The sequence below is a fragment of the Ruegeria sp. YTSC106 genome, from assembly GCF_059609765.1.
Window position 1 is genome coordinate 104,413 of the sequence record NZ_JBXWMI010000011.1, and the last position, 20,920, is coordinate 125,332.

At 58.0% G+C, this 20,920-nt stretch carries 23 protein-coding genes; 10 read left to right on the forward strand and 13 right to left on the reverse strand.

All coding sequences use genetic code 11. The features are described 5' to 3' along the window. Nucleotides 1-218: 218 nt before the first annotated feature. From groL to AC2FEB_RS15755, 3 genes are all read right to left on the reverse strand, one after another. Nucleotides 219-1,862, reverse strand: coding sequence for a chaperonin GroEL (gene groL / locus AC2FEB_RS15745; protein WP_117872532.1), 1,644 nt, complete (start codon nt 1,860-1,862; stop codon nt 219-221). Between the two features lie 55 nt (nt 1,863-1,917). Continuing rightward, nucleotides 1,918-2,205, reverse strand: coding sequence for a co-chaperone GroES (locus AC2FEB_RS15750; protein WP_117872530.1), 288 nt, complete (start codon nt 2,203-2,205; stop codon nt 1,918-1,920). 152 nt (nt 2,206-2,357) lie between these two features. Next, on the reverse strand, nt 2,358-3,032 hold the full coding sequence (locus tag AC2FEB_RS15755; RefSeq protein ID WP_496674240.1) for a DUF2161 domain-containing phosphodiesterase: 675 nt from the start codon (nt 3,030-3,032) through the stop codon (nt 2,358-2,360). Between the two features lie 110 nt (nt 3,033-3,142). Between AC2FEB_RS15755 and AC2FEB_RS15760 the strand changes: the two genes are divergently transcribed. From AC2FEB_RS15760 to AC2FEB_RS15780, 5 genes are all read left to right on the forward strand, one after another. Beyond that, nucleotides 3,143-4,123 carry a TraB/GumN family protein gene (locus tag AC2FEB_RS15760; RefSeq protein WP_496674237.1) on the forward strand — a complete coding sequence of 327 codons (981 nt, stop codon included), beginning with the start codon at nt 3,143-3,145 and terminating at the stop codon, nt 4,121-4,123. Nucleotides 4,124-4,233: 110 nt separating this feature from the next. Then, entirely contained in the window at nt 4,234-5,154 is a 921-nt protein-coding gene (locus AC2FEB_RS15765; RefSeq protein ID WP_496674234.1) for a manganese-dependent inorganic pyrophosphatase, read from the forward strand. A gap of 132 nt (nt 5,155-5,286) precedes the next feature. Further along, entirely contained in the window at nt 5,287-6,363 is a 1,077-nt protein-coding gene (locus AC2FEB_RS15770; RefSeq protein WP_496674231.1) for a DUF389 domain-containing protein, read from the forward strand. A gap of 102 nt (nt 6,364-6,465) precedes the next feature. Then, nucleotides 6,466-7,341: a TIGR01459 family HAD-type hydrolase gene (locus AC2FEB_RS15775; RefSeq protein ID WP_496674228.1), complete on the forward strand. Its 876-nt coding sequence runs from the start codon at nt 6,466-6,468 to the stop codon at nt 7,339-7,341. 101 nt (nt 7,342-7,442) lie between these two features. After that, the gene (locus tag AC2FEB_RS15780) at nt 7,443-7,886 is read left to right on the forward strand and encodes a MaoC family dehydratase (RefSeq protein WP_117872517.1); all 444 of its coding nucleotides are present in this window, start codon (nt 7,443-7,445) and stop codon (nt 7,884-7,886) included. A gap of 76 nt (nt 7,887-7,962) precedes the next feature. Here the strand turns inward: AC2FEB_RS15780 and AC2FEB_RS15785 are convergent, their stop codons facing one another. Further along, nucleotides 7,963-8,952 carry a methylenetetrahydrofolate reductase gene (locus AC2FEB_RS15785; RefSeq protein ID WP_299640611.1) on the reverse strand — a complete coding sequence of 330 codons (990 nt, stop codon included), beginning with the start codon at nt 8,950-8,952 and terminating at the stop codon, nt 7,963-7,965. Further along, a complete protein-coding gene (locus AC2FEB_RS15790; RefSeq protein ID WP_496674224.1) occupies nt 8,949-9,530 on the reverse strand; it encodes a methylenetetrahydrofolate reductase C-terminal domain-containing protein in 582 nt (193 codons plus the stop codon). The genes AC2FEB_RS15785 and AC2FEB_RS15790 overlap by 4 nt, the downstream gene beginning before the upstream one ends. Before the next feature lie 260 nt (nt 9,531-9,790). Here AC2FEB_RS15790 and AC2FEB_RS15795 point away from each other — a divergent pair, with 260 nt between their 5' ends. From AC2FEB_RS15795 to AC2FEB_RS15805, 3 genes are read left to right on the forward strand one after another with little or no spacing between them, the layout of a single operon-like run. Then, nucleotides 9,791-10,723: a bifunctional riboflavin kinase/FAD synthetase gene (locus tag AC2FEB_RS15795; RefSeq protein WP_117872511.1), complete on the forward strand. Its 933-nt coding sequence runs from the start codon at nt 9,791-9,793 to the stop codon at nt 10,721-10,723. After that, the gene (locus tag AC2FEB_RS15800) at nt 10,720-11,193 is read left to right on the forward strand and encodes a YcgN family cysteine cluster protein (protein WP_117872509.1); all 474 of its coding nucleotides are present in this window, start codon (nt 10,720-10,722) and stop codon (nt 11,191-11,193) included. Before AC2FEB_RS15795 ends, AC2FEB_RS15800 begins: the two co-directional genes overlap by 4 nt. Beyond that, nucleotides 11,193-12,227, forward strand: coding sequence for a threonine aldolase family protein (locus AC2FEB_RS15805; RefSeq protein WP_496674221.1), 1,035 nt, complete (start codon nt 11,193-11,195; stop codon nt 12,225-12,227). The genes AC2FEB_RS15800 and AC2FEB_RS15805 overlap by 1 nt, the downstream gene beginning before the upstream one ends. Here the strand turns inward: AC2FEB_RS15805 and AC2FEB_RS15810 are convergent. Both AC2FEB_RS15810 and AC2FEB_RS15815 read right to left on the reverse strand, forming a co-directional pair. Further along, a complete protein-coding gene (locus AC2FEB_RS15810) occupies nt 12,214-13,047 on the reverse strand; it encodes an alpha/beta fold hydrolase (RefSeq protein ID WP_496674218.1) in 834 nt (277 codons plus the stop codon). The two genes, AC2FEB_RS15805 and AC2FEB_RS15810, sit on opposite strands and share 14 nt — an antisense overlap. Beyond that, a complete protein-coding gene (locus tag AC2FEB_RS15815; protein ID WP_496674215.1) occupies nt 13,044-13,646 on the reverse strand; it encodes a 2-hydroxychromene-2-carboxylate isomerase in 603 nt (200 codons plus the stop codon). The genes AC2FEB_RS15810 and AC2FEB_RS15815 overlap by 4 nt, the downstream gene beginning before the upstream one ends. 107 nt (nt 13,647-13,753) lie before the next feature. Here AC2FEB_RS15815 and AC2FEB_RS15820 point away from each other — a divergent pair, with 107 nt between their 5' ends. After that, on the forward strand, nt 13,754-14,773 hold the full coding sequence (locus AC2FEB_RS15820) for a ribose-phosphate pyrophosphokinase (protein ID WP_117872500.1): 1,020 nt from the start codon (nt 13,754-13,756) through the stop codon (nt 14,771-14,773). Between the two features lie 104 nt (nt 14,774-14,877). Next, entirely contained in the window at nt 14,878-15,327 is a 450-nt protein-coding gene (rpiB, locus tag AC2FEB_RS15825; RefSeq protein WP_496674212.1) for a ribose 5-phosphate isomerase B, read from the forward strand. Nucleotides 15,328-15,371: 44 nt separating this feature from the next. On the opposite strand, the gene AC2FEB_RS15830 is transcribed toward rpiB, so the two are convergent. The 6 genes from AC2FEB_RS15830 to AC2FEB_RS15855 form a co-directional block, all read right to left on the reverse strand. Beyond that, the gene (locus AC2FEB_RS15830) at nt 15,372-15,722 is read right to left on the reverse strand and encodes an H-type lectin domain-containing protein (RefSeq protein WP_117872984.1); all 351 of its coding nucleotides are present in this window, start codon (nt 15,720-15,722) and stop codon (nt 15,372-15,374) included. Nucleotides 15,723-15,837: 115 nt separating this feature from the next. Then, nucleotides 15,838-16,248 carry a F0F1 ATP synthase subunit epsilon gene (locus tag AC2FEB_RS15835; RefSeq protein WP_117872496.1) on the reverse strand — a complete coding sequence of 137 codons (411 nt, stop codon included), beginning with the start codon at nt 16,246-16,248 and terminating at the stop codon, nt 15,838-15,840. Nucleotides 16,249-16,260: 12 nt separating this feature from the next. Beyond that, nucleotides 16,261-17,685: a F0F1 ATP synthase subunit beta gene (atpD, locus tag AC2FEB_RS15840; protein WP_117872495.1), complete on the reverse strand. Its 1,425-nt coding sequence runs from the start codon at nt 17,683-17,685 to the stop codon at nt 16,261-16,263. A gap of 20 nt (nt 17,686-17,705) precedes the next feature. After that, nucleotides 17,706-18,584 carry a F0F1 ATP synthase subunit gamma gene (locus tag AC2FEB_RS15845; RefSeq protein ID WP_299895520.1) on the reverse strand — a complete coding sequence of 293 codons (879 nt, stop codon included), beginning with the start codon at nt 18,582-18,584 and terminating at the stop codon, nt 17,706-17,708. A gap of 15 nt (nt 18,585-18,599) precedes the next feature. Beyond that, nucleotides 18,600-20,138: a F0F1 ATP synthase subunit alpha gene (atpA, locus tag AC2FEB_RS15850; RefSeq protein ID WP_117872491.1), complete on the reverse strand. Its 1,539-nt coding sequence runs from the start codon at nt 20,136-20,138 to the stop codon at nt 18,600-18,602. Beyond that, nucleotides 20,139-20,699 (reverse strand): F0F1 ATP synthase subunit delta, encoded by a 561-nt coding sequence (locus AC2FEB_RS15855; RefSeq protein WP_117872488.1) that lies wholly within the window; start codon nt 20,697-20,699, stop codon nt 20,139-20,141. It abuts the gene before it with no gap. Between the last annotated feature and the right edge of the window lie 221 nt (nt 20,700-20,920).

A 20,920-nucleotide genomic window follows, 5' to 3' on the forward strand; every position in this document is an offset into this window, starting at 1 on the left:
GTTTGCACACTCACTTTCCCGAAGGGCGTAAGATCAGACCAGCTGCGCTTGTTGAAGCTGCGTCGCAACCCGCTGACAAAGCAGAACGGTCAATACAAAACGGGGCCGCCCGAAGGCGACCCCAAACTTAAGTTCCAAGGCTTCCCCCTCGGCAGCTTGGCCTTACAGCCAAGCGCCTGTCGGGACCGTCAGAATTCGCCGAGGCGAATTCGACGTGCTTACATCATGCCGCCCATGCCGCCCATGTCGGGCATGCCGCCGCCAGCAGGCGCGCCTTCTTTGGCAGGCTTGTCAGCAACCATTGCTTCGGTGGTGACCAGCAGGCCAGCAACCGACGCCGCGTCTTCCAGTGCTGTACGGACAACTTTGGCCGGGTCGATCACGCCGAACGAGAACATGTCGCCATATTCTTCGGTCTGAGCGTTGAAACCGAATGCAGCGTCTTCGTTTTCACGAACCTTGCCAGCAACAACCGCACCGTCAACACCCGCGTTCTCGGCGATCTGGCGCAGAGGCGCTTCGATGGCTTTGCGAACGATGTTGATGCCTGCATCCTGATCAGCGTTTGCGCCTTTCAGCGACTCCAGTGCTTTACCGGCCTGAACCAGAGCAACACCGCCACCGACAACAACGCCTTCCTGAACGGCTGCGCGCGTTGCGTTCAGAGCATCGTCAACACGATCTTTACGCTCTTTCACTTCAACTTCGGTCATGCCGCCGACGCGGATAACGGCAACACCGCCTGCCAGTTTGGCAACGCGTTCTTGCAGCTTCTCACGGTCGTAGTCCGACGAGGTTTCTTCGATCTGAGTGCGGATCTGAGCAACACGTGCTTCGATCTCGGCTTTCTCGCCAGCACCGTCAACGATGGTGGTTTCGTCTTTGGTGATTTCGATTTTCTTGGCGGTGCCCAGCATGTCCATGGTGACGGACTCGAGCTTCATGCCCAGATCTTCGCTGATAACCTGACCGCCGGTCAGGATTGCGATGTCCTGCAGCATGGCCTTGCGGCGATCGCCGAAGCCCGGTGCTTTGACAGCAGCAATTTTCAGGCCGCCGCGCAGTTTGTTGACAACCAGAGTTGCCAGCGCTTCGCCTTCAACATCCTCGGCAATGATCAGCAGCGGCTTTTGCGACTGGATCACCTGCTCGAGCAGCGGGACCATCGGCTGCAGCGAGGACAGTTTCTTTTCGTGCAGCAGGATCATGCAGTCTTCGAGCTCTGCAATCATCTTGTCTGCGTTGGTGACGAAGTAAGGCGACAGGTAGCCACGGTCGAACTGCATACCTTCGACAACGTCGGTCTCGGTTTCCAGACCTTTGTTTTCTTCGACGGTGATGACGCCTTCGTTGCCGACCTTCTGCATCGCGTCTGCGATCTGCTGGCCGATTTCGGCTTCGCCGTTGGCCGAGATGGTGCCAACCTGAGCAACTTCTGCCGAGTCTTTGACTTCGCGCGAGGCTTCTTTGATGCCTTCAACAACCTTGGCGGTTGCCAGGTCGATGCCGCGCTTCAGGTCCATCGGGTTCAGACCCGCTGCCACCTGCTTCAGGCCTTCTTTTACGATCGCCTGTGCCAGAACGGTTGCGGTGGTGGTGCCGTCGCCGGCTTCGTCATTGGTGCGGCTGGCGACTTCTTTCACCATCTGCGCGCCCATGTTTTCGAACTTGTCTTCCAGTTCGATTTCCTTGGCAACCGATACACCGTCCTTGGTGATGCGCGGTGCGCCGAAGGATTTGTCCAGAACCACGTTGCGGCCTTTGGGGCCCAGGGTCACTTTAACAGCATCGGCCAGGATGTTCACACCTGCCAGCATGCGGTTACGGGCATCGGTGTCGAACTTGACGTCCTTTGCAGCCATGTCGTTTCTCCTTGAGAAAATGTATTGTGATGAAGGTCAGAGGAAGCGGGATCGCTTACTCAATGATCCCCATGATGTCGCTTTCTTTCATCATCAGCAGCTCTTCGCCGTCGACCTGAACCTCGGTGCCCGACCATTTGCCGAACAGGATCTTGTCGCCAGCTTTTACAGCCATCGCGATCAACTCGCCGCTGTCCTTGCGCGCGCCTTCGCCGGTTGAGACGACTTCGCCTTCGCTGGGCTTTTCTTTTGCGCTGTCAGGAATGATCAGGCCGCCTGCGGTTTTCTCTTCGCTTTCGGTACGGCGAACCAGCACACGGTCATGAAGCGGTTTCAATGCCATCTTTGTAGCTCCTTGGGCTCAAAGTTTGTTTATCCTCCCCTCGCCTTTCGACGAGGCGTTAGCACTCGGGGTGTGTGAGTGATAACGACGCATAGCTAGGGAGTCTAAAACTCCGAGTCAACAAGTTGTGAGAGATTTTTTTGCAGAATGGATCAGTCAACCTGTTCCCAACTGTAGGCCCAGTGCTTCAAGCCTTCCGCTCCTGCGGACGTAAGCCCGTATATGCCTTTTTCAACCTTCTCAAACCACCCATAGTGGTTTTCCCGCATAAGCCGGGTGGCAACCGGGACGCCGACCGACTTGGCGACGTCTGATCCCTTGGTCGGGCCATTCTCGGCCAAAAAGGCCGCACATTTCAGTGCATCCTGCCGATAAGCCGTCACGATACCATGGCGCGTCGCGCCCCCGGCGTTTGGGTCACCTTCCAGCCGGTCGAATTCCCGCAGCATCCGTGCGGCTCCGGCTTTGTTCTTACGGGGCGCATAGGGGCCGGGATCGCATTGCACCTCAACCGTGCCATCAGCCCGCACGGTGATCAGGCCCAGGCCAAGCCTTCGACACAATGCCAGATTATCTTTCAGGGCCCGCCGGGCCGTTCGACCCGTGGGTTTGCTGACCGCGATGTAGACCAGATCGGTGAGTTTCAGCCGGGTGATCGCCTGATGAAACAGGGCCAGCGTGAACCGAAGTTTCAGTTCGACAATCACCGGAGCATCCCCATCGCGCACCGCAACGATGTCGGCTGCGCCGACTTCTCCCTTGACGGCGTATCCCTGCCGCTCCAGCAGCGCCTTGACCGGGGGGTAGAGATCCTGCTCGCGGTTCATGCGCCCATGCTACGCAGATTGTCGAGGAATACCAGACGGGCTGCTTGAACATCGGCTGGTGGCGTGGCTAAGTCTGGGTTCAACTTCTTGACACCATTCAGGCTGGCTCCATGCGTTTGCTCACTTTTCTTGCGTTCCTTCTGTTTCCGATCTCGGCTCAGGCCGCGTGCGAGGGGGTGGACCTGCGGCCGCAACTGCCTGAGGAAACCCGGGCCAGATTGCAAAGTGCAGTGGCCGAGATCGCTTATCCCGAAGGCAATCACTGGATTGCACGCAAGGGCGATACGGTTTTGCACATCATAGGAACGCTGCACACCTTCGATCCGCGCATGGAGGAGGTCATTGATCGCCTGTCGCCCGAACTGAACAAGGCTGACGCCTTTTATTTCGAAGTCACTCAGGAAGACATGAACGCCTTCGAACAGAACATGGCCAATGACCTGACTTCGGTGATGATTACCTCGGGCCCTACGTTGATCGACCTGATGACGGAAGACGATTGGGATGCGCTTTCCACAGCTCTGGCCCAGCGCGGCATCCCCGGCTGGATGGCTGCGAAGATGCGCCCGTGGTTCCTGACCATGATGCTGAGCATCCCGCCCTGCATGATCCAAGACCCGAATGCAACTTATGGAATGGACGCTCGCCTGAACGATCTGGCCGTCGAAAAAGGTATCCCACAGCACTCGCTGGAACGGATCGAAGACCTGATGGCCATGTTCGACAGTCACCCGCTGGAAAAACAGGTCGAGTCGCTTGTGCGCCTGTCCGGAGCCATGCAGGGCAATGCCGACCAATTGGTCACCATGGCCAATGCATATATGGAAGAAAAGCACGCCGAGATCATACAGTTTGCCCACCTTCAGGGGCTTGAACAGTCGGGCCTGAGCCCCGAGGCCTTTGACGCGGAATGGCGCAATTTCGAGCAGCAGATGCTGGTGCAACGAAACGCCAACTGGATGGCGCAGATTCTGGACATCAGGGATCAGACAGTTGTGATTGCGGTCGGCGCAGGGCACCTGAGTGATGATTACGGCCTGTTGAACCAGCTGGAAAAAGCCGGATACGTTCTGACACGCGCCGCATTCTAAATTGACCCTGCGGTTTGCAGACCAAGCGTCGCAGACGGTGGGCTGCAGCGTGACAACTGCATTTACCCGCCCTATAAGGCGCGCAAATTTCCATTCCGCAGGACACTGACATGACCACTCTAGTATTTGGCCACAAATCCCCCGACACCGATTCTACAGGCTCACCGATCGTGTGGTCCTGGTACCTGAACGAAGTCAAAGGCGAGCAGACCGAGCCCGTACTGCTGGGTGAGCCCAACACCGAAGCAGCATTCATGCTGGAGAACTGGGACCTGCCCAAGCCGCGGATCATTGAAGACCTTGCCGCAGGTACCCCGGTGGTTATCGTCGACACCAATAACCCGGCCGAACTGCCGGCAAACGTCAACGACGCGGATATCCGCGCCATCATCGACCATCACAAGCTGGTTGGCGGTCTGGAAACCAAAGGCCCGATCGATATCACCGTGCGCCCCTTGGCTTGCACCGCAACCATCCTGTTTGATCTGATGGGCGAAGATACCGCCAAAATGCCCGACGCCATCAAAGGCGCTGCGCTGACCTGCATTCTGTCTGACACACTGGAGTTCCGCTCTCCCACCACCACGGCGCATGACCGCGAGGTTGCGGAGCGCCTGGCCGCTGAGCTTGAGCTGGACATTTCAGTATATGCAGCTGACATGTTTGCGGCGAAATCGGATGTCTCTTCCTTCTCGGACGCCGAGTTGATCCGCATGGACAGCAAGGAATACGAGGTCGACGGCACCAAGTTCCGCGTCTCGGTTCTGGAAACCACCGCCCCCGGCGTTGTTCTGGACCGCAAGGCAAGCCTGGCAGACTCGATGGTGGATGTTGCCAGGGAAGACGACGTCGATCAGGTGCTGCTGTTCGTGGTTGATATCCTGAACGAAGAGGCCACGCTGTTGGTGCCGAACGATCTGGTTAAAACCGTCGCCGAGAAGAGCTTTGGTGTTACCGTTGACGGCGACGCTGTCGTTTTGCCGGGTATCATGAGCCGCAAAAAGCAGATTATTCCAAATCTAAAGGTCTGATCGTCTGCCAACCAGATCGAAAGGCGTCCAATTCGGGCGCCTTTTTTCTTTCTTACCGGCCATTTCCGGAAAAGGTATCGGTTGTTAGTCTGGCCGTGGGCACGAAGCCTATCCCAGGGTCAGGTAACTACAATGGTCGTACGAAAACTAAGCACCACCCGCAGCATCCTTCTTTTTGAAGGTGCCGACAAGGCTGCGTATTGGCGACGCTTTGCAATGCTGCTGACGCTGTCGGTCGTAATCGCCACCATGGGTTTGCTGCGCAATTCCGGGGCTGTTGTGATCGCGGCCATGCTTGTGGCGCCGCTTATGACCCCGATCCTTGGGGTGGCCGCGGCGATGGTCATGGGGTGGCTGAAACGCGCAGTGACGCTGGCGCTTACGGTTTGTCTGGCCGCCATTGCCTGCGTTATGATGGCATGGCTTCTGGTCTATATCGCTGACGTGCCTCGTGGCATTTTGATCCCCGATCAGGTCCTTGCGCGCACCGATCCGGGCACCGAAGATCTGATCGTCGCTCTCGCTGCCGGTGTTGCCGGGGCCTATGTTCAGATCAACAAATCCGAACTGAGCCTTTTGCCCGGCGCGGCCATCGGCGTTTCACTGGTTCCGCCCCTCTCGGCTTCGGGCATCCTGCTGTATTTTGACGAACCCGCCGAGGCCTATGAAGCTGGGCTGCTTTTCGCAACGAACCTTGGCGCGATCATTCTGTCAGCCTGCGCGGTATATCTTGTCTATGCCGCGCGGTCCGTGGTTTTCAGCAAGGGAAAGCGCAAGCTGAACTTTACAGCCAGCGTCTTCGTCGCGATCGCGTTTCTGGTCGTCGTCGTCCTGCAACTTGGGAAATCCACCTATAACCGTTATCTGGAGACGCGGACCGAGGCACAACTGGCCGATGCCATTCGCGAATGGGCCGATCCGGTTTCCGTGGAAATCATCCGCATCGACGTCAACGCTCAGCGCAAACGGGCCGAGGTTTGGCTGATCGTCGACCTGCCGGCCGAAGCGCAGTTCAAAGTTTCTTCCATTGCCGGTTTGCTGCCACCCAAGCTGCGTGAAACCCCTCTTGTTGGGGTGTTGGAGGAGGAACTGGGACCCGGATACCTGGCCATTATCCGGTATCAGCCGCGTATCGGGGCCCAGATCATCCTGGGAACGGAAAACGTTCAGCAGGCCCCGGATGTCACAGAAATTACCGAAGACGAGTAGCAGATTCACCTGTTCCTTCCCGCAAACGGGAATGCGGGATGGTGTTCGGGCCCAAGCTTTGCCATAGCTGTCGCCAGCGCGATATCAGACCCAGAGGCCCCCATGACCCAGATCGTTTCCTCGCTTTCCGAGATCTCCGACCGTTACAAGGCATTGTTCGTCGACCTTTGGGGTTGTGTTCACAATGGCATCACAGCCTATCCCGAAGCCGTCGAAGCGCTGAAGGCCTATCGCGCAAAAGGTGGACTTGTTGTCCTGGTCACGAACTCTCCCAAACCTCGCGCCGGCGTGGCAGAACAACTCGTGCAATTCAATGTTCCCGCCGATGCGTATGACACCATCGCCACAAGTGGGGATTCCGCGCGATCTGCGATGTTCCGGGGCGCTGTGGGACACAAGGTTTACTTCATGGGCGAGTGGCAGCGCGATGCGGGCTTTTTCGAACCGCTGAAATTGCTGGATCATCCCATCCATATCGAGCGCGTGCCGCTGAAGGAAGCCGAAGGTATTGTATGCTGCGGCCCGTTCGACCCAATGGCCGACCCGGATGTGAACCGGCCGGAATTCCTGTACGCCAAGCAGATGGGCATGAAGCTTCTCTGTGCGAACCCTGACATTGTTGTCGACCGCGGAGAGGTGCGTGAATGGTGTGCCGGCGCTTTGGCCAAACTGTACACCGAAATGGGCGGTGAAAGCCTGTATTTCGGCAAACCGCACCCACCTATCTATGACCTGGCCCGTCGCAGGTTGCAGGAACTGGGACACGATACCCCCGACAACGACATTCTGGTTATCGGCGACGGCCCCCATACGGACATTCTGGGCGGCATGGGAGAGGGCATTGATTCTCTGTTCATCTCGGGCGGGCTGGCTGCGGCCGAGACAAAAACGTCGCATCATCCGCATCACGAATCCCTAACCGCATATATTGAAAGGGAAAAGATCAATCCAACCTACACGATCGGGCGCTTGAGGTAGCAAGAAAAGACTTGATTTTCTGCAACTGCGAAGTAATAAAGTTGCCAACCTTGGCCAAATGATGGTTTTTTCTTTCACGGCCGATTTCGAGTGAGGGCAACATGTTGGACAATCTTCCGCGCGGAACGATCTGTATCGAAGACATCGAAATGGGTATGTCCCGCCACCTGCGCAAAGTGGTGACGGATGAAGATATCGAAATGTTCGCACAGGTCTCAACCGACCGGAATCCGGTGCATCTGGACGACGACTATGCCCGCGATACGATCTTCGAAGGCCGTATTGCCCACGGAATGCTGACGGCGGGTCTGATCTCGGCCGTAATCGGTGAACAACTGCCGGGACACGGCACCGTCTACATGGGTCAATCGCTGAAATTCCTTGCCCCTGTGCGCCCGGGTGACATGGTCTATGCCGAGGTGAAGGTGATCGACATCGACTTTGCCAAGCGCCGCGTCAAGCTGGACTGCCATTGTTCGGTCGAGGGAAAGAAGGTCCTGATCGGCGAAGCCATGGTGCTTGCCCCGTCACGCAAGTTCGACTGATTGGCGAACACGGTCTTGCAAAAGGCGCCCGACCGGCACATTTTTTTGTTTGGGCACTCAACTGAACGTAAGGTCGTCAGGAGGAACGGGTTCGTTTTCGTCCCTTCAGCGCACCTGATTCCAGAATGATTTCCGACACCACGTGTTCACGCCTGTAGGCCATCACGTGAACCCCGGAAACACCGGCGATGTCCCGGATCTGCTGGATCAGTTCGATACAGATCTTCTTTCCCTCTTCAGCGGGCTTTTCGGCTTTCTCCATCCGCTCGATGACATGATCCGGAACGTGAATTCCGGGCACATTGCTGCGCATCCATCGAGCCGCGCGCGCCGAAGCAATGGGACCCACGCCAGCGATGATGAATACTTTTTCGTCCAGACCGGCATCCCGCACCCGACCCATGAACCTTTCAAAAAGCGGAATGTCGTAGATATAGTTGGTCTGAATAAACTCGGCCCCGGCCTCAACCTTCTTTGCAAGACGTTCCGGGCGCCAGTCATAGGGCGGTATACAGGGGTTTTCCGCCGCTCCCAAAAACAGTTGAGGGGGACGCGTGATCTTGCGTCCAGACAGGAACTTTCCCTGATCGCGCATCGTTCGGATCGTACGCAGCAAGGTCAGGGAATCGAAGTCGAACACCGGTTTTGCCCCCGGTTGATCCCCAACCCCGACACCGTCGCCCGTCAGGCACAACACGTTGCTGACGCCCAGCGCCGCGGCCCCCAGAACATCACCCTGAATGGCGATCCGGTTCCGGTCTCGGCAGGAAATCTGATAGACCGGAGAATACCCCGCGCGGGTCAATAAGGCACAGATCCCTATCGAAGACATGTGGCAGTTGGCACCAGACGCATCGGTTGCATTGATCGCGTCCGCCACTTCACCCAGCGGCTGTGCCGCCTGAAAAACATCCTCGGGGTCAGCACTGTCTGGTGGGTTCAGTTCCGCGGTCACGGCAAAACGACCCGAGCGCAAAACTCTTTCCAGTCGGCTGTGCGATACATAGCCTTCGGGAACAGGCACATAGCCGATCGGCTCGACCTCGCTGCGATGGGCACCATTCATTTCTTCAGCTCCCGGTTCACCGCATTGGGGGGTTCAGCGGCCAGAGGTGCCGCGGAGGGTTCATTCTCGCGCGCCTCCGGGAATGCCTGCGCAAGCGTTTCGCGTGCAGCGTCCCGGGCCTCGCGTTCCTGTGCTGCAATCTCGCGGCTGACCCGCAACCAGGATGACGACCCCTTCAACGTGTGTTCCACGGGCGGAAGGACCTCTTTTATCTTGTCGCCCCCGTGTCGCATACGGCTGGCCCCATCCCAAGCCAAGGCCCAGACACATTTCATGTCGGGTTTGACCTCACAGAACTCACCGGGACGCACACCGCCACACGGGCCGTTGCGCAGTTGCTTGGGGCAGTTCATCGGGCAGGACATACCCGTCGAAGACAAAACGCATTGCCCGCACATCTTGCAATCAAACAAAAGGCTTTTGACACCTTTTTCGACCAACGCAATAGGGCGTTCAACGCGATTGTAGCCGATCTTTGCAAAGACCGGGTCCATCGCGACCATGCCCCGTTCGACACATTTGTAAATCCATTCGAATGCACGGGCATTGCGAATCGCGAACAATCGCAATCGATACATGGGTCTGCCTCCTGTGCTGGGTTCATTTGAACCTGACCGGGCCATCGTCCGGCACGCAGCGTGTTTCGAGGGCCGGAAGTGCAGTCTACACTCAGAGCCTTTTTTCGATCAAGCAGTTGACCGAATGTCGCACAGCCTTCCGGGGATACCCTGCGTGTCATCAGATCTGACGAAGGGTTTTGGTTTGTTTCGCAAGGACGCATGCTTTGAATTCAAACTGCCGCTTGAACAAATGGCAACGCAACGCTACGCAATCGTATATGCAGATCATCCGGGATTTCCAGTTTGTCGAGCCAGAAGATCGCGGCGCCAGCGTTGCGATCGGGAATTTTGATGGCGTCCACGTGGGGCACCAGTCGGTCATCGAACTGGCCCGCGACGCGGCCCCGGATGCGCCACTGGGTGTCATGACCTTCGAGCCGCATCCACGTGAGTATTTCGCGCCGGATTCTCCTCCGTTCCGCCTGATGCGCGGCAATGCGCGGGCGCACCGGCTTGAAAAGCTGGGTGTGAAGAAACTGTATGAGCTGCCGTTCAACGCGGCGCTGGCCGGGCTTTCCCCCAATGAATTCGCCCGCAACGTGATTTGTGACGGGTTGGGTCTGTCCCATGTCGTGGTCGGTGCCGATTTCTGTTTTGGCAAGGGCCGCAGCGGCACCGCTGACGATCTGGTGCGGTTTGGGCAAGAGATGGGATTTGGCGTGACGATTGCACCTTTGATGCAGCGGTCCGAGAACGTGGTCTCGTCGACCGCCATCCGAACCGCACTGAGTGAGGGTCGCCCAAGGGATGCAGCTGCGATGCTGGGCCATTGGCACAGAATCGAAGGCGAAGTGATCGGCGGTGAGCAGCGCGGGCGGGAACTGGGTTTTCCTACCGCGAACATGTCCATCGAAGGGCTCCATCCGCCAAAATTCGGCGTCTACGCCGTATTGGTCGACGTGCTGGATGGCCCGCATCAGGGCAGTTATCACGGCGCGGCCTCGGTTGGGGTGCGCCCGATGTTCCATGGTGAAGTGCCAAACATTGAAACCTTCCTGTTCGACTTTTCCGGCGATCTGTACGGGGCGACCTTGTCGGTGGGGCTGATTGAATTCCTGCGCCCTGAAATGACATTTGACGGGCTGGATGGCCTGATCGCGCAGATGAATGCCGATTGCGAACAGGCCCAGGGCATTCTGGCCGCCCTATGAACGCTGATCCGATTGAACGCACCGGCCTGCCCGCCCGGTTCTGGGAGCGTAAACCCCTGCGCAAGATGAACCAACGCGAGTGGGAGGCCCTGTGTGACGGCTGCGGCAAGTGTTGCCTCAACAAGCTGGAAGATGAAGATTCGGGCGAAGTTGCCCTGACCTGTGTCGCCTGCCGCCTTCTGGATGATGAAAGCTGCCGCTGCACGCAATACGACATCCGGCATCAATTCGTTCCTGAATGCATCGTCATGACACCCGACAATATTGACGAACACGCCTACTGGTTGCCGCAAACCTGCGCGTATCGGCTGCTGTGGGAAGGCAAAACGCTTTACGACTGGCACCCTTTGATATCTGGTACGCCGGACAGCGTGCACGCCGCAGGCGTTTCAGTGCAAGGGCGCACGGTGTCCGAGTTCGAAACCCCTTTGGAAGAGTGGGAAGATTATATTATCGAGGAGCCAAGCTGATGTATTTCGCATCTGACAATTCCGGGCCGGTTCACCCACAGGTCATGGCGAAACTGGCCGAGGCCAATCAGGGCTACCAGATGGCCTATGGCGCCGACACGATGATGAACGAGGTGCGGGACCGCATTCGCAGCAACTTTGAAGCGCCGGGGGCTGCTGTCTATCTCGTGGCAACGGGGACAGCGGCAAATTCGCTGGCCCTTGCCACATTGTCTAACCCTTGGGAAACGATCTTCTGTTCTCCGGTTGCCCATATCCACGAAGACGAGTGCAACGCGCCCGAGTTTTACACCGGGGCCAAGCTGACCCTTGTTCCCGGCGGCGACAAGATGTCACCGGACGCGTTGCGCGGGTCCATCCTGGGCGAAGAAACCCGCGGGGTACACGGGCCGCAGCGCGGGCCAGTGTCGATCACTCAGGTCACCGAGCGCGGATCGGTCTATTCTCTGGAGGAATTGCAGGCGCTGTGTGGGGTCGCAAAGGAATATGGCTTGCCCGTCCATCTGGATGGTGCCCGGTTCACCAATGCTCTGGTTGCTCTGAACTGCTCTCCGGCTGACATGACATGGAAAGCCGGGGTGGACGCGGTCAGCTTTGGCGGCACGAAAAACGGTCTGATGGGCGTTGAAGCGGTGGTGTTCTTTGATGAGAGCAAAGCCTGGGAATTCGAGCTGCGGCGCAAACGCGGGGCACATCTGTTTTCCAAGCATCGCTACCTGTCCGCTCAGATGGCGGCCTATCTTAAGGATGATCTGTGGCTGAAGTTGGCGCGTCAGGCGAATGCAAATTGTGCCCGGCTGGCCGACGGCCTGCGTGCAAAAGGTGCCGAGTTCTTGCACGAGCCGCAGGCCAATATGATCTTTGCCGCTTTTTCACGCGCGAAGCACAAACAGCTGCATGAAGCCGGGGCAATCTATCACCTCTGGGGGGACGAGATGGAAGGTGGCGATGACGACGAAAGCCTTGCATGCAGACTGGTCTGCGACTGGTCGATCGGGAAAGCCGAGATCGATCAGTTTCTCAGCCTGTTGTAACACCCGTCCTGTGGCCAGCTTTCCAGAGCTCCTGAAGCAGCGCGCTGGTTTCATGGGGGTGCGAAATGGGCAGCATGTGCCCCGCACCTTGAATGACCTCATGGCGTGCGTTCGGCAGACGGCGCTGCAATCCATCACAGATTGCGGGGATCGTCGGGTGGGTCTTTGATCCGCTCAGCAACAGGGTTGGCATCGATACACGCTTGCATTTATCGGGATCAAGCAACCCGGCTTGGTCATCGTACAGAACGGGATAAGACGCAGGAACAACATGAATCCCGCGCACCATGCCGGCGTGCGTCCGTTCTGGCAGGTCAGGCCATTTTGGGCCGATACCGGTGCTCCACATCCGGTTGAACAACCGCGCGGCCAGCGCTTCGTCGCCTGCTTGGAACGCTGCTTCAATCGGTTGTGACTCTCGCAGGTGCTGATCGTACAAATCAGGCGCGTCCTGTTTTGCCACGGCAAAGAACACGGGCTCGATCAGGGTCAAGCTTCGAACAAGGTCCGGATGCTCCATGGCCAGTCTGAGCGCAACGATCGCCCCAAAGGAATGACCAACTATATCCATGGGCTTGGTCAACTCGACCGCTGCCAGCCCTGTCACCGCATCAAAGAAGTCGCTCTGACCGTCCCAATCCGGACTGCGCCCATGAGACAGCATATCCGGTGCAACAAGGGACGCGCTGCCATCCAATGCCTTGGACAGGCCAGACCACGCGCCGGAATGCGCAATGGTGCAATGAAGGGCAAGCAAGTTGCGCCCTCCTTCGCCCAATTGTCTGACGAAGACGGATTGCATCGCCGTCGGGGCTGTCACCCTTTCATCTCCGACAGATGCCGATCCAGATCGTCCAGGCGATCCTGCCCCCAGAAGCGTTGACCGTCCGGCGTGATGTAGAACGGCGCGCCAAACACGCCGCGATCCACGGCTTCCTCCAAATTGGCGGCATAGGTTTCGGCCCCGACCAGCAGTCCACTGTTGGCCAGTTCAGGATCAAACCCGGCAGTTGCCAGGCAGTCCCGGATCACATCATCCTGAGCGACGTCCTTTTCTTCGGCCCAGCAGGCGCGCAGGATCAACTGGCACAACTTGCCAACGTCGCCCGAACCATCGCTGATCGCCGCGATGATCGCATAAGAAGACGGCGCCATGTTGGTCGGCCAGTGCGCCGGTTGCAGGTTGAACTCCATCCCCAGATTCTTCGATTGGCGCAGCAATTCCTGAGCGCGGTATTCGATGCGCGAGATATGACGGTCTTTTGGCGGCGTTCCCCCGGTGCGTGCGAACAGGGCTATGATGTCCAGCGGTTTGTAGCTGATCGATGCGTCATGTTTCGCCGCAATCTCTTCCAGCCGGTTTCCAGCCAGGTAGCTATAGGGCGAAATTGTCGCAAAAAAGTAGTCAATCTGGGTCATGTTCACTTTCTCCGCTGCGTTACCTTTGCGGGACCGTAAGGCCATGCTAAGCGGTGTCAACATCACGAATCTGTCACATTGCCATTGCTGCCCGGGGACCTCAGCCGATGCCGACACTTCACGAACCCAAGCTTATCGCTGGGAACGCCAACCTTCCTCTTGCCAAAACCATCGCACGCCGCATGAGCCTTTATCGAGGTGTTGACCAGGGTTTGGTCGATGCGCGCGTCGAACGTTTCAATGACGGAGAGATCTTCGTCGAAGTGTTCGAGAACGTACGCGGCGAAGATATGTTCATTATCCAGCCGACCTCGAACCCGGCCAATGACAACCTGATGGAGCTGCTGATCATCGCCGACGCGCTGCGCCGTTCGTCGGCACAGCGGATCACCGCCGTGATCCCGTATTTCGGCTATGCCCGCCAGGATCGCCGCACCAAGGCCCGCACACCCATCAGCGCTAAGCTGGTGGCCAATATGCTGACCGGCGCAGGGATCGAGCGGATTCTGACGATGGATCTTCATGCCGCGCAGATTCAGGGCTTTTTCGATATGCCCGTCGACAACCTGTACGCCTCGCCGATCTTTGCCCTGGATGTCAAAAACCAGTTCAAGGACAATCTGGATGAGATCATGGTGGTTTCACCCGACGTGGGCGGCGTGGCCCGCGCACGTGAACTGGCCAAGCGCATCAATGCCCCCTTGTCGATCGTTGACAAGCGGCGCGAGAAAGCAGGCGAAGTCGCTGAAATGACCGTTATCGGGGATGTGAAGGACAAGATCTGCCTGATCGTCGACGATATGTGTGACACCGCCGGAACGCTTTGCAAGGCCGCGCAGGTCCTGTTGGACAATGGCGCCAAGGAAGTTCACTCCTACATCACGCACGGCGTCATGAGCGGCCCTGCGGTCGAAAGGGTGACGAACTCGGTCATGAAGTCACTGGTGCTGACCGATACGATCCAGCCGACCAAAGAAATATTGAAGGCAAAGAATATCCGCATCGTTCCGACTGCGCCAATCTTCACCCAGGCGATCCTGAATATCTGGAACGGAACCAGTGTGTCTTCGCTGTTCGAAGACAAGACGCTGACACCGATCTACGAATCCATGTATCAGATGGATTGAGCAATAGGGGGCGGCCGAAGGTGTCACCCCTTGATTTCTGAAATGCCGATTGTGCACATATCTGACCTTGAGGCGCAATCGGTGACACAAGTGGAATAATCTCCATGACTGCCAACAAACGCATTGTTCTTTCCAGCGATCACGCGGCAATCGAGCTGCGCCAGTCCGTGGCCAACCACATCGCGCAGCAAGGTTGGGACGTGGTTGATATCGGCCCGACAACCCCGGAAAGCACCCATTACCCCAAGCACGGCAAGGCCGCGGCGCAGGCCGTTGCCTCGGGCGATTGCAGTTTGGGTATTGTCCTCTGCGGCACTGGGCAGGGTATCATGATGGCTGCAAACAAAGTGCCCGGCATTCGCTGTGGCGTTTGTTCAGACGCATTCTCGGCCCGCATGATCCGCCAGCACAACAATGCCAACATGCTGTCGATTGGCGCGCGGGTTGTCGGTGAAGGTCAGGCGCTGGACATCGTTGACGCGTTTCTGGGTGCCGAATTCGAAGGTGGCCGCCACGCCATGCGCGTGGACATGATCGAAGCGCAGGAAGACTGAGTCCAAGCTGTCGCTCAAACGCCTGGAAACACGGCGAACCCGGATCAGGAAATATTCCAGTCGTCCGGGTGCGCCACCTCTCCTATCGCTGTCCAGCTTGCGCGGATGCGGGCTATCCGCGTGTCGGACCAGGTCCGAAATACTGCATCAAAGCCCTCGGTTGTGATATGTTCGGCCTGAACTTCGGCACGTAGCGCCGAAGACGTGTCGACATCCCACAGCGAGATCCCGATCTGCACCATGGGCGGGGTTCGAAATGCTTCTTTGAACCGAATGGGTGTGCGGCGTTCACGAGGTCCCTGCCCGGTCCACATTTCGCCGCCTTCGGCAAATTCCGAAAACAGGACATCTTCACCCTGCTCAATTCCAATGGGATGGGTTAGGAATTTTTTCATTTTTATCATCATTATTCTTGAATTCCCGCAACTTACTCCGGCATTTCGGCAAAAGCACGACAAAAAAACGGCCCCGCAATTGCGAGGCCGCTCAAATTTTTCACAGGTGGGCCCGTTACAGGCTCATATGTGTTCCAAGCGCTTCCATGTCGGCCAGTAGCTTGGCTGCGTCGTCGACGATGGTCTGATCATCGCCACCCTTTGCTGCCTCATGCGAGGCGCGGGCGTCTTCGATCATCTCGTCCAGATGCGCCCGGGTCACTTCATCCACCGGGATGGCCTTTTCGGCCAGAACCGACAGACTGTCGCCGTTGATCTGGGCAAACCCGCCGGTGACCAGATATTCACTGGACCCTTCGGGTGCCTCGACCTTCAGCAGGCCGGGACGCAGCGTGGTGATGGTGGGGGCATGATCCGGCATTGCCGTCATGTCCCCGTCCGCGCCGGGAATCTGGACCGCGGTGGCCGCGAGCGAAGCAAGGCTCCGCTCGGGGCTGACGAGGTCGAATTGCATCGTGTTTGCCATCAGGGATACTCCTTAGGCGGCTTCTGCGGCCATCTTTTCCGCTTTGGCGATCACGTCGTCGATACCGCCAACCATCAGGAAGGCCGCTTCGGGCAGGTGATCGTATTCGCCGGCCACAACGGCCTTGAACGACGAGATGGTGACATCCAGAGGAACCTGAACGCCAGGGCTGCCGGTGAAGACCTCGGCCACGTCGAACGGCTGCGACAGGAAACGTTCGATCTTACGGGCACGGGCCACGGTCAGTTTGTCTTCTTCCGACAATTCGTCCATGCCGAGGATGGCGATGATGTCCTGCAGCGACTTGTAGCGCTGGAGGATCTGCTGAACGTCGGTTGCAACCTTGTAGTGCTCTTCACCAACGATAGCCGGATCGAGCAGACGCGAGGTCGAGTCGAGCGGGTCCACAGCCGGGTAGATACCCTTTTCCGAGATCGCACGGTTAAGAACGGTGGTCGCGTCCAGGTGAGCAAACGAGGTTGCCGGCGCAGGGTCGGTCAGGTCGTCCGCAGGCACGTAGATCGCCTGAACCGAAGTGATCGAGCCCGATTTGGTCGAGGTGATGCGTTCCTGCAAGGCGCCCATGTCAGTGGCCAGCGTCGGCTGGTAGCCCACAGCGGAAGGAATACGACCCAGCAGAGCCGAAACCTCGGAGCCCGCCTGCGTGAAGCGGAAGATATTGTCGACGAAGAACAGAACGTCTGTACCGGACTGGTCGCGGAACTGCTCGGCCAGGGTCAGGCCGGTCAGAGCAACACGTGCACGCGCACCCGGAGGCTCGTTCATCTGACCGTACACCAGGGCCACCTGCGATTCCGACAGGTTGTCCGGCTTGATAACGTTCGATTCGATCATCTCGTGGTACAGGTCGTTCCCTTCACGGGTCCGTTCACCAACACCCGCGAACACCGAGAAACCCGAGTGCACTTTTGCGATGTTGTTGATCAGTTCCATGATCAGAACGGTCTTGCCAACGCCGGCGCCGCCGAAAAGGCCGATCTTACCGCCTTTCGCATAAGGGGCCAGCAAGTCAACAACTTTGATGCCGGTCACCAGAACTTCCGACTCTGTCGATTGTTCTGCGAAGCTCGGCGCAGGCTGGTGAATCGCCCGGACTTCGGCTGCCTCAACCGGGCCCTTCTCGTCGATCGGATCACCAACAACGTTCAGGATGCGGCCCAGAGTTGCGTTACCAACCGGAACCGAGATTGGGGCGCCGGTGTCGGTCACTGCTTCGCCACGGACCAGACCTTCGGTCGCGTCCATCGCGATGGTGCGGACGGTGTTTTCACCCAAATGCTGAGCAACTTCCAACACCAGGCGCTTGCCGTTGTTGGTGGTTTCCAGCGCGTTCAGAATTTCAGGCAGCTGATCATCGAAATGCACGTCAACGACGGCCCCGATGATCTGAGTGACTTTGCCTTTTGCATTCGCCATGTTTCGTCTCCGGTTTGTCTCTACAGCGCTTCGGCGCCGGAAATAATTTCAATCAGCTCGTTGGTGATCACGGCTTGACGCGAACGGTTGAACTGGATCGTCAGCTTGTCGATCATCTCACCCGCGTTGCGTGTCGCGTTGTCCATCGCGGACATCCGTGCACCCTGTTCTGACGCTCCGTTTTCAAGCAGAGCCGAGAAGATCGCTGTTGCAACCCCCTTGGGCAGCAAGTCGGCCAGGATGGCCTCTTCGCTGGGCTCGTAGTCGAAGATGGCACCGCTGTCGTCACCCGACGCATCGTCCTCGAACGAGGCGGGGATGATTTGCTGTGCCGTCGGGATCTGGGTCACGACGTTGACGAACTTCGAATAGAAGATCGTGGCAACGTCGAACTCACCCCCGTCGAAGCGGGACAGGATGTCCTTCGCGATGTCCTGTGCGTTGGTATACCCCAGACGCTTGACCTCGCTCAGGTCCACATGTCCAACGAACAGATCACCCAAATCACGCTTGAGCGCGTCGCGGCCTTTCTTGCCGACGGTCAGAACCTTGACCGTTTTGCCCTTCAGGCGCAGCTCTTCCGCTTTGACACGGGCCAGCTTGGCGATGTTCGAGTTGAAGCCGCCACAAAGGCCGCGTTCAGCTGTCATGACAACCAGCAGATGGACATCATCACTGCCCGTACCACGGAGCAGCTTGGGGGCGCTGTCGCTGCCTCCGACCGAAGCCGCCAGCCCCGCCATCACGGCATTGAACCGCTCGGCATAGGGGCGCGAGGCTTCGGCAGATTCCTGGGCGCGGCGCAGTTTTGCAGCCGCGACCATCTGCATGGCCTTGGTGATCTTGCGGGTCGACTTGACCGACTCGATCCTGTTTTTAAGGTCCTTAAGATTTGGCATATGCCCGCCTCTCCCTTAAGCGAAGGTTGCGGCGTATTCGTCAATCGCAGCCTTGATCCTGTCGGAAGCATCGCCCTTGATCTTGGGATCGTCGTTGGTGATCCATTCAAGCAGGTCGGCGTGTTTGCCGCGCAGATGCGCCAGCAGGCCAGCCTCATAACGGCCAACGTCCGATACTTCGATCTTGTCGAGATAACCGTTGGTACCAGCGAAGATGACGCAGACAATTTCCGCGTTGGTCAGCGGCGAGTACTGCGGCTGTTTCATCAGCTCGGTCAGACGCGCGCCACGGTTCAGCAGCTGCTGGGTCGCGGCGTCAAGGTCGGAACCGAACTGCGCAAAGGCAGCCATTTCGCGGTACTGAGCAAGTTCCAGTTTCACCGGGCCGGCAACCGACTTCATCGAGTTGGTCTGAGCCGAAGAGCCCACACGCGAAACCGACAGACCGGTGTTCACGGCAGGACGGATACCCTGATAGAACAATTCGGTTTCCAGAAAGATCTGACCGTCGGTGATCGAGATCACGTTGGTCGGAATAAACGCAGAAACGTCACCGCCCTGGGTTTCGATGACCGGCAGAGCAGTCAGCGAACCTGCGCCGAAGTCCTCGTTCAGCTTCGCCGAACGCTCCAGCAGGCGGGAGTGAAGATAGAATACGTCACCAGGATAGGCTTCACGTCCGGGCGGACGGCGCAGCAGCAGCGACATCTGACGATAGGACACAGCCTGTTTCGACAGGTCATCATAGATGATCAGCGCGTGGCGGCCATTGTCACGGAAGTATTCAGCCATCGCAGTTGCGGCATAGGGTGCAAGGAACTGCATCGGCGCCGGGTCGGACGCGGTTGCGGCCACGACGATCGAGTATTCAATCGCGCCGGATTCTTCCAGCTTCTTCACCAGCTGCGCAACGGTCGAACGCTTTTGGCCGATCGCGACATAAACACAATACAGCTTCTTCGACTCGTCGTCGCCAGCAGCTTCGTTGTAGGTTTTCTGGTTCAGGATCGCGTCCAGAGCAACGGCAGTTTTACCGGTCTGGCGGTCACCAATGATCAGCTCACGCTGGCCACGGCCAATCGGGATCATCGCGTCAACCGACTTCAGGCCGGTTGCCATCGGCTCGTGAACCGATTTACGCGGGATGATGCCCGGTGCTTTAACGTCAGCAACGCCGCGCTTGGTTGTGTTGATCGGGCCCTTGCCGTCCAGCGGGTTGCCCAGTCCGTCTACAACGCGACCCAGCAGCTCGTCACCGATCGGAACGTCCACGATCGAGTTGGTGCGCTTGACGGTGTCACCTTCTTTGATGTCGCGGTCAGACCCGAAGATAACGACACCGACGTTGTCGCTTTCCAGGTTCAGCGCCATGCCCATGATGCCGCCGGGGAACTCGACCATTTCACCCGCTTGCACGTTGTCCAGGCCGTATACACGGGCAATCCCGTCACCGACGCTCAGCACGCGGCCAATCTCGGCCACTTCGGCTTCCTGACCAAAATTCTTGATCTGGTCCTTCAGGATTGCAGAAATCTCTGCAGCTTGGATTCCCATTTATCCGACCTCTTTCATTGCATTCTGTAGGGAGTTCAGCTTCGAACGGATCGAACTGTCGATCATCTTCGAGCCCACTTTAACGACAAGACCGCCGATGAGGCTTTCATCCACGGTCGAATTGATAGTCACGGTCTTGCCCACGCGCTCGGACAGCGTCTTGGACAGTTTTTCCAGTTGGGTCTTGGTCAACGCCTTGGCCGACGCAACATCTGCGGTCACTTCGCCGCGCTCTTCGGCCAGCATGTCGCGCAGAACCTGCAGCAGTTGCGGCACGACGAACAGGCGGCGCTTCTGCGCCATCAGACCCAGCGTGTTGCGCAGGATGGCGTTCAGACCCATCTTGTCTGCGATTGCAGTGATCGCGCTTTCCTGTTCAGCGCGGGAAACCAGCGGCGAGGCGATCAGGTCGCGCAGTTCGGCGCTTTCGCCCAGCGCTGCTGCCAGATCATTGATGCCGGATTCCAGACCTGCAAGGTCTTTGTTCTCGTTTGCGATCTCGAAGATCGCAGTGGCATAGCGCTCGGCGATGCCAGTGGAAATCGAAGCTGGTTCGGACACGTCCACCCTTCCGATACTTTGGGCCCCGAATTCGCGTGCGGCAGCTACCCCGGGGGCGTGAAGAAACCCCGTCCTTGAAGGGCGGGGATCAAAATCACCGGGGATGTAGCAGAGCCGAACCAACCAAGCAATACGCTATAGCGGTAACAGATTTATCCACAAATTGTTATTTTTCATGAACTTACGCCAAGTGCGACGGTTTGAACACATTGGTCCAGTTG

Excerpts from the sequence above, each read along its gene's own strand:
- groL (WP_117872532.1), bottom strand. The coding sequence starts at position 1,862 with ATGGCTGCAAAGGACGTCAAGTTCGACACCGATGCCCGTAACCGCATG.
- AC2FEB_RS15750 (WP_117872530.1), bottom strand. The coding sequence starts at position 2,205 with ATGGCATTGAAACCGCTTCATGACCGTGTGCTGGTTCGCCGTACCGAA.
- AC2FEB_RS15755 (WP_496674240.1), bottom strand. The coding sequence starts at position 3,032 with ATGAACCGCGAGCAGGATCTCTACCCCCCGGTCAAGGCGCTGCTGGAG.
- AC2FEB_RS15760 (WP_496674237.1), top strand. The coding sequence starts at position 3,143 with ATGCGTTTGCTCACTTTTCTTGCGTTCCTTCTGTTTCCGATCTCGGCT.
- AC2FEB_RS15765 (WP_496674234.1), top strand. The coding sequence starts at position 4,234 with ATGACCACTCTAGTATTTGGCCACAAATCCCCCGACACCGATTCTACA.
- AC2FEB_RS15770 (WP_496674231.1), top strand. The coding sequence starts at position 5,287 with ATGGTCGTACGAAAACTAAGCACCACCCGCAGCATCCTTCTTTTTGAA.
- AC2FEB_RS15775 (WP_496674228.1), top strand. The coding sequence starts at position 6,466 with ATGACCCAGATCGTTTCCTCGCTTTCCGAGATCTCCGACCGTTACAAG.
- AC2FEB_RS15780 (WP_117872517.1), top strand. The coding sequence starts at position 7,443 with ATGTTGGACAATCTTCCGCGCGGAACGATCTGTATCGAAGACATCGAA.
- AC2FEB_RS15785 (WP_299640611.1), bottom strand. The coding sequence starts at position 8,952 with ATGAATGGTGCCCATCGCAGCGAGGTCGAGCCGATCGGCTATGTGCCT.
- AC2FEB_RS15790 (WP_496674224.1), bottom strand. The coding sequence starts at position 9,530 with ATGTATCGATTGCGATTGTTCGCGATTCGCAATGCCCGTGCATTCGAA.
- AC2FEB_RS15795 (WP_117872511.1), top strand. The coding sequence starts at position 9,791 with ATGCAGATCATCCGGGATTTCCAGTTTGTCGAGCCAGAAGATCGCGGC.
- AC2FEB_RS15800 (WP_117872509.1), top strand. The coding sequence starts at position 10,720 with ATGAACGCTGATCCGATTGAACGCACCGGCCTGCCCGCCCGGTTCTGG.
- AC2FEB_RS15805 (WP_496674221.1), top strand. The coding sequence starts at position 11,193 with ATGTATTTCGCATCTGACAATTCCGGGCCGGTTCACCCACAGGTCATG.
- AC2FEB_RS15815 (WP_496674215.1), bottom strand. The coding sequence starts at position 13,646 with ATGACCCAGATTGACTACTTTTTTGCGACAATTTCGCCCTATAGCTAC.
- AC2FEB_RS15820 (WP_117872500.1), top strand. The coding sequence starts at position 13,754 with ATGCCGACACTTCACGAACCCAAGCTTATCGCTGGGAACGCCAACCTT.
- rpiB (WP_496674212.1), top strand. The coding sequence starts at position 14,878 with ATGACTGCCAACAAACGCATTGTTCTTTCCAGCGATCACGCGGCAATC.
- AC2FEB_RS15830 (WP_117872984.1), bottom strand. The coding sequence starts at position 15,722 with ATGAAAAAATTCCTAACCCATCCCATTGGAATTGAGCAGGGTGAAGAT.
- AC2FEB_RS15835 (WP_117872496.1), bottom strand. The coding sequence starts at position 16,248 with ATGGCAAACACGATGCAATTCGACCTCGTCAGCCCCGAGCGGAGCCTT.
- atpD (WP_117872495.1), bottom strand. The coding sequence starts at position 17,685 with ATGGCGAATGCAAAAGGCAAAGTCACTCAGATCATCGGGGCCGTCGTT.
- AC2FEB_RS15845 (WP_299895520.1), bottom strand. The coding sequence starts at position 18,584 with ATGCCAAATCTTAAGGACCTTAAAAACAGGATCGAGTCGGTCAAGTCG.
- atpA (WP_117872491.1), bottom strand. The coding sequence starts at position 20,138 with ATGGGAATCCAAGCTGCAGAGATTTCTGCAATCCTGAAGGACCAGATC.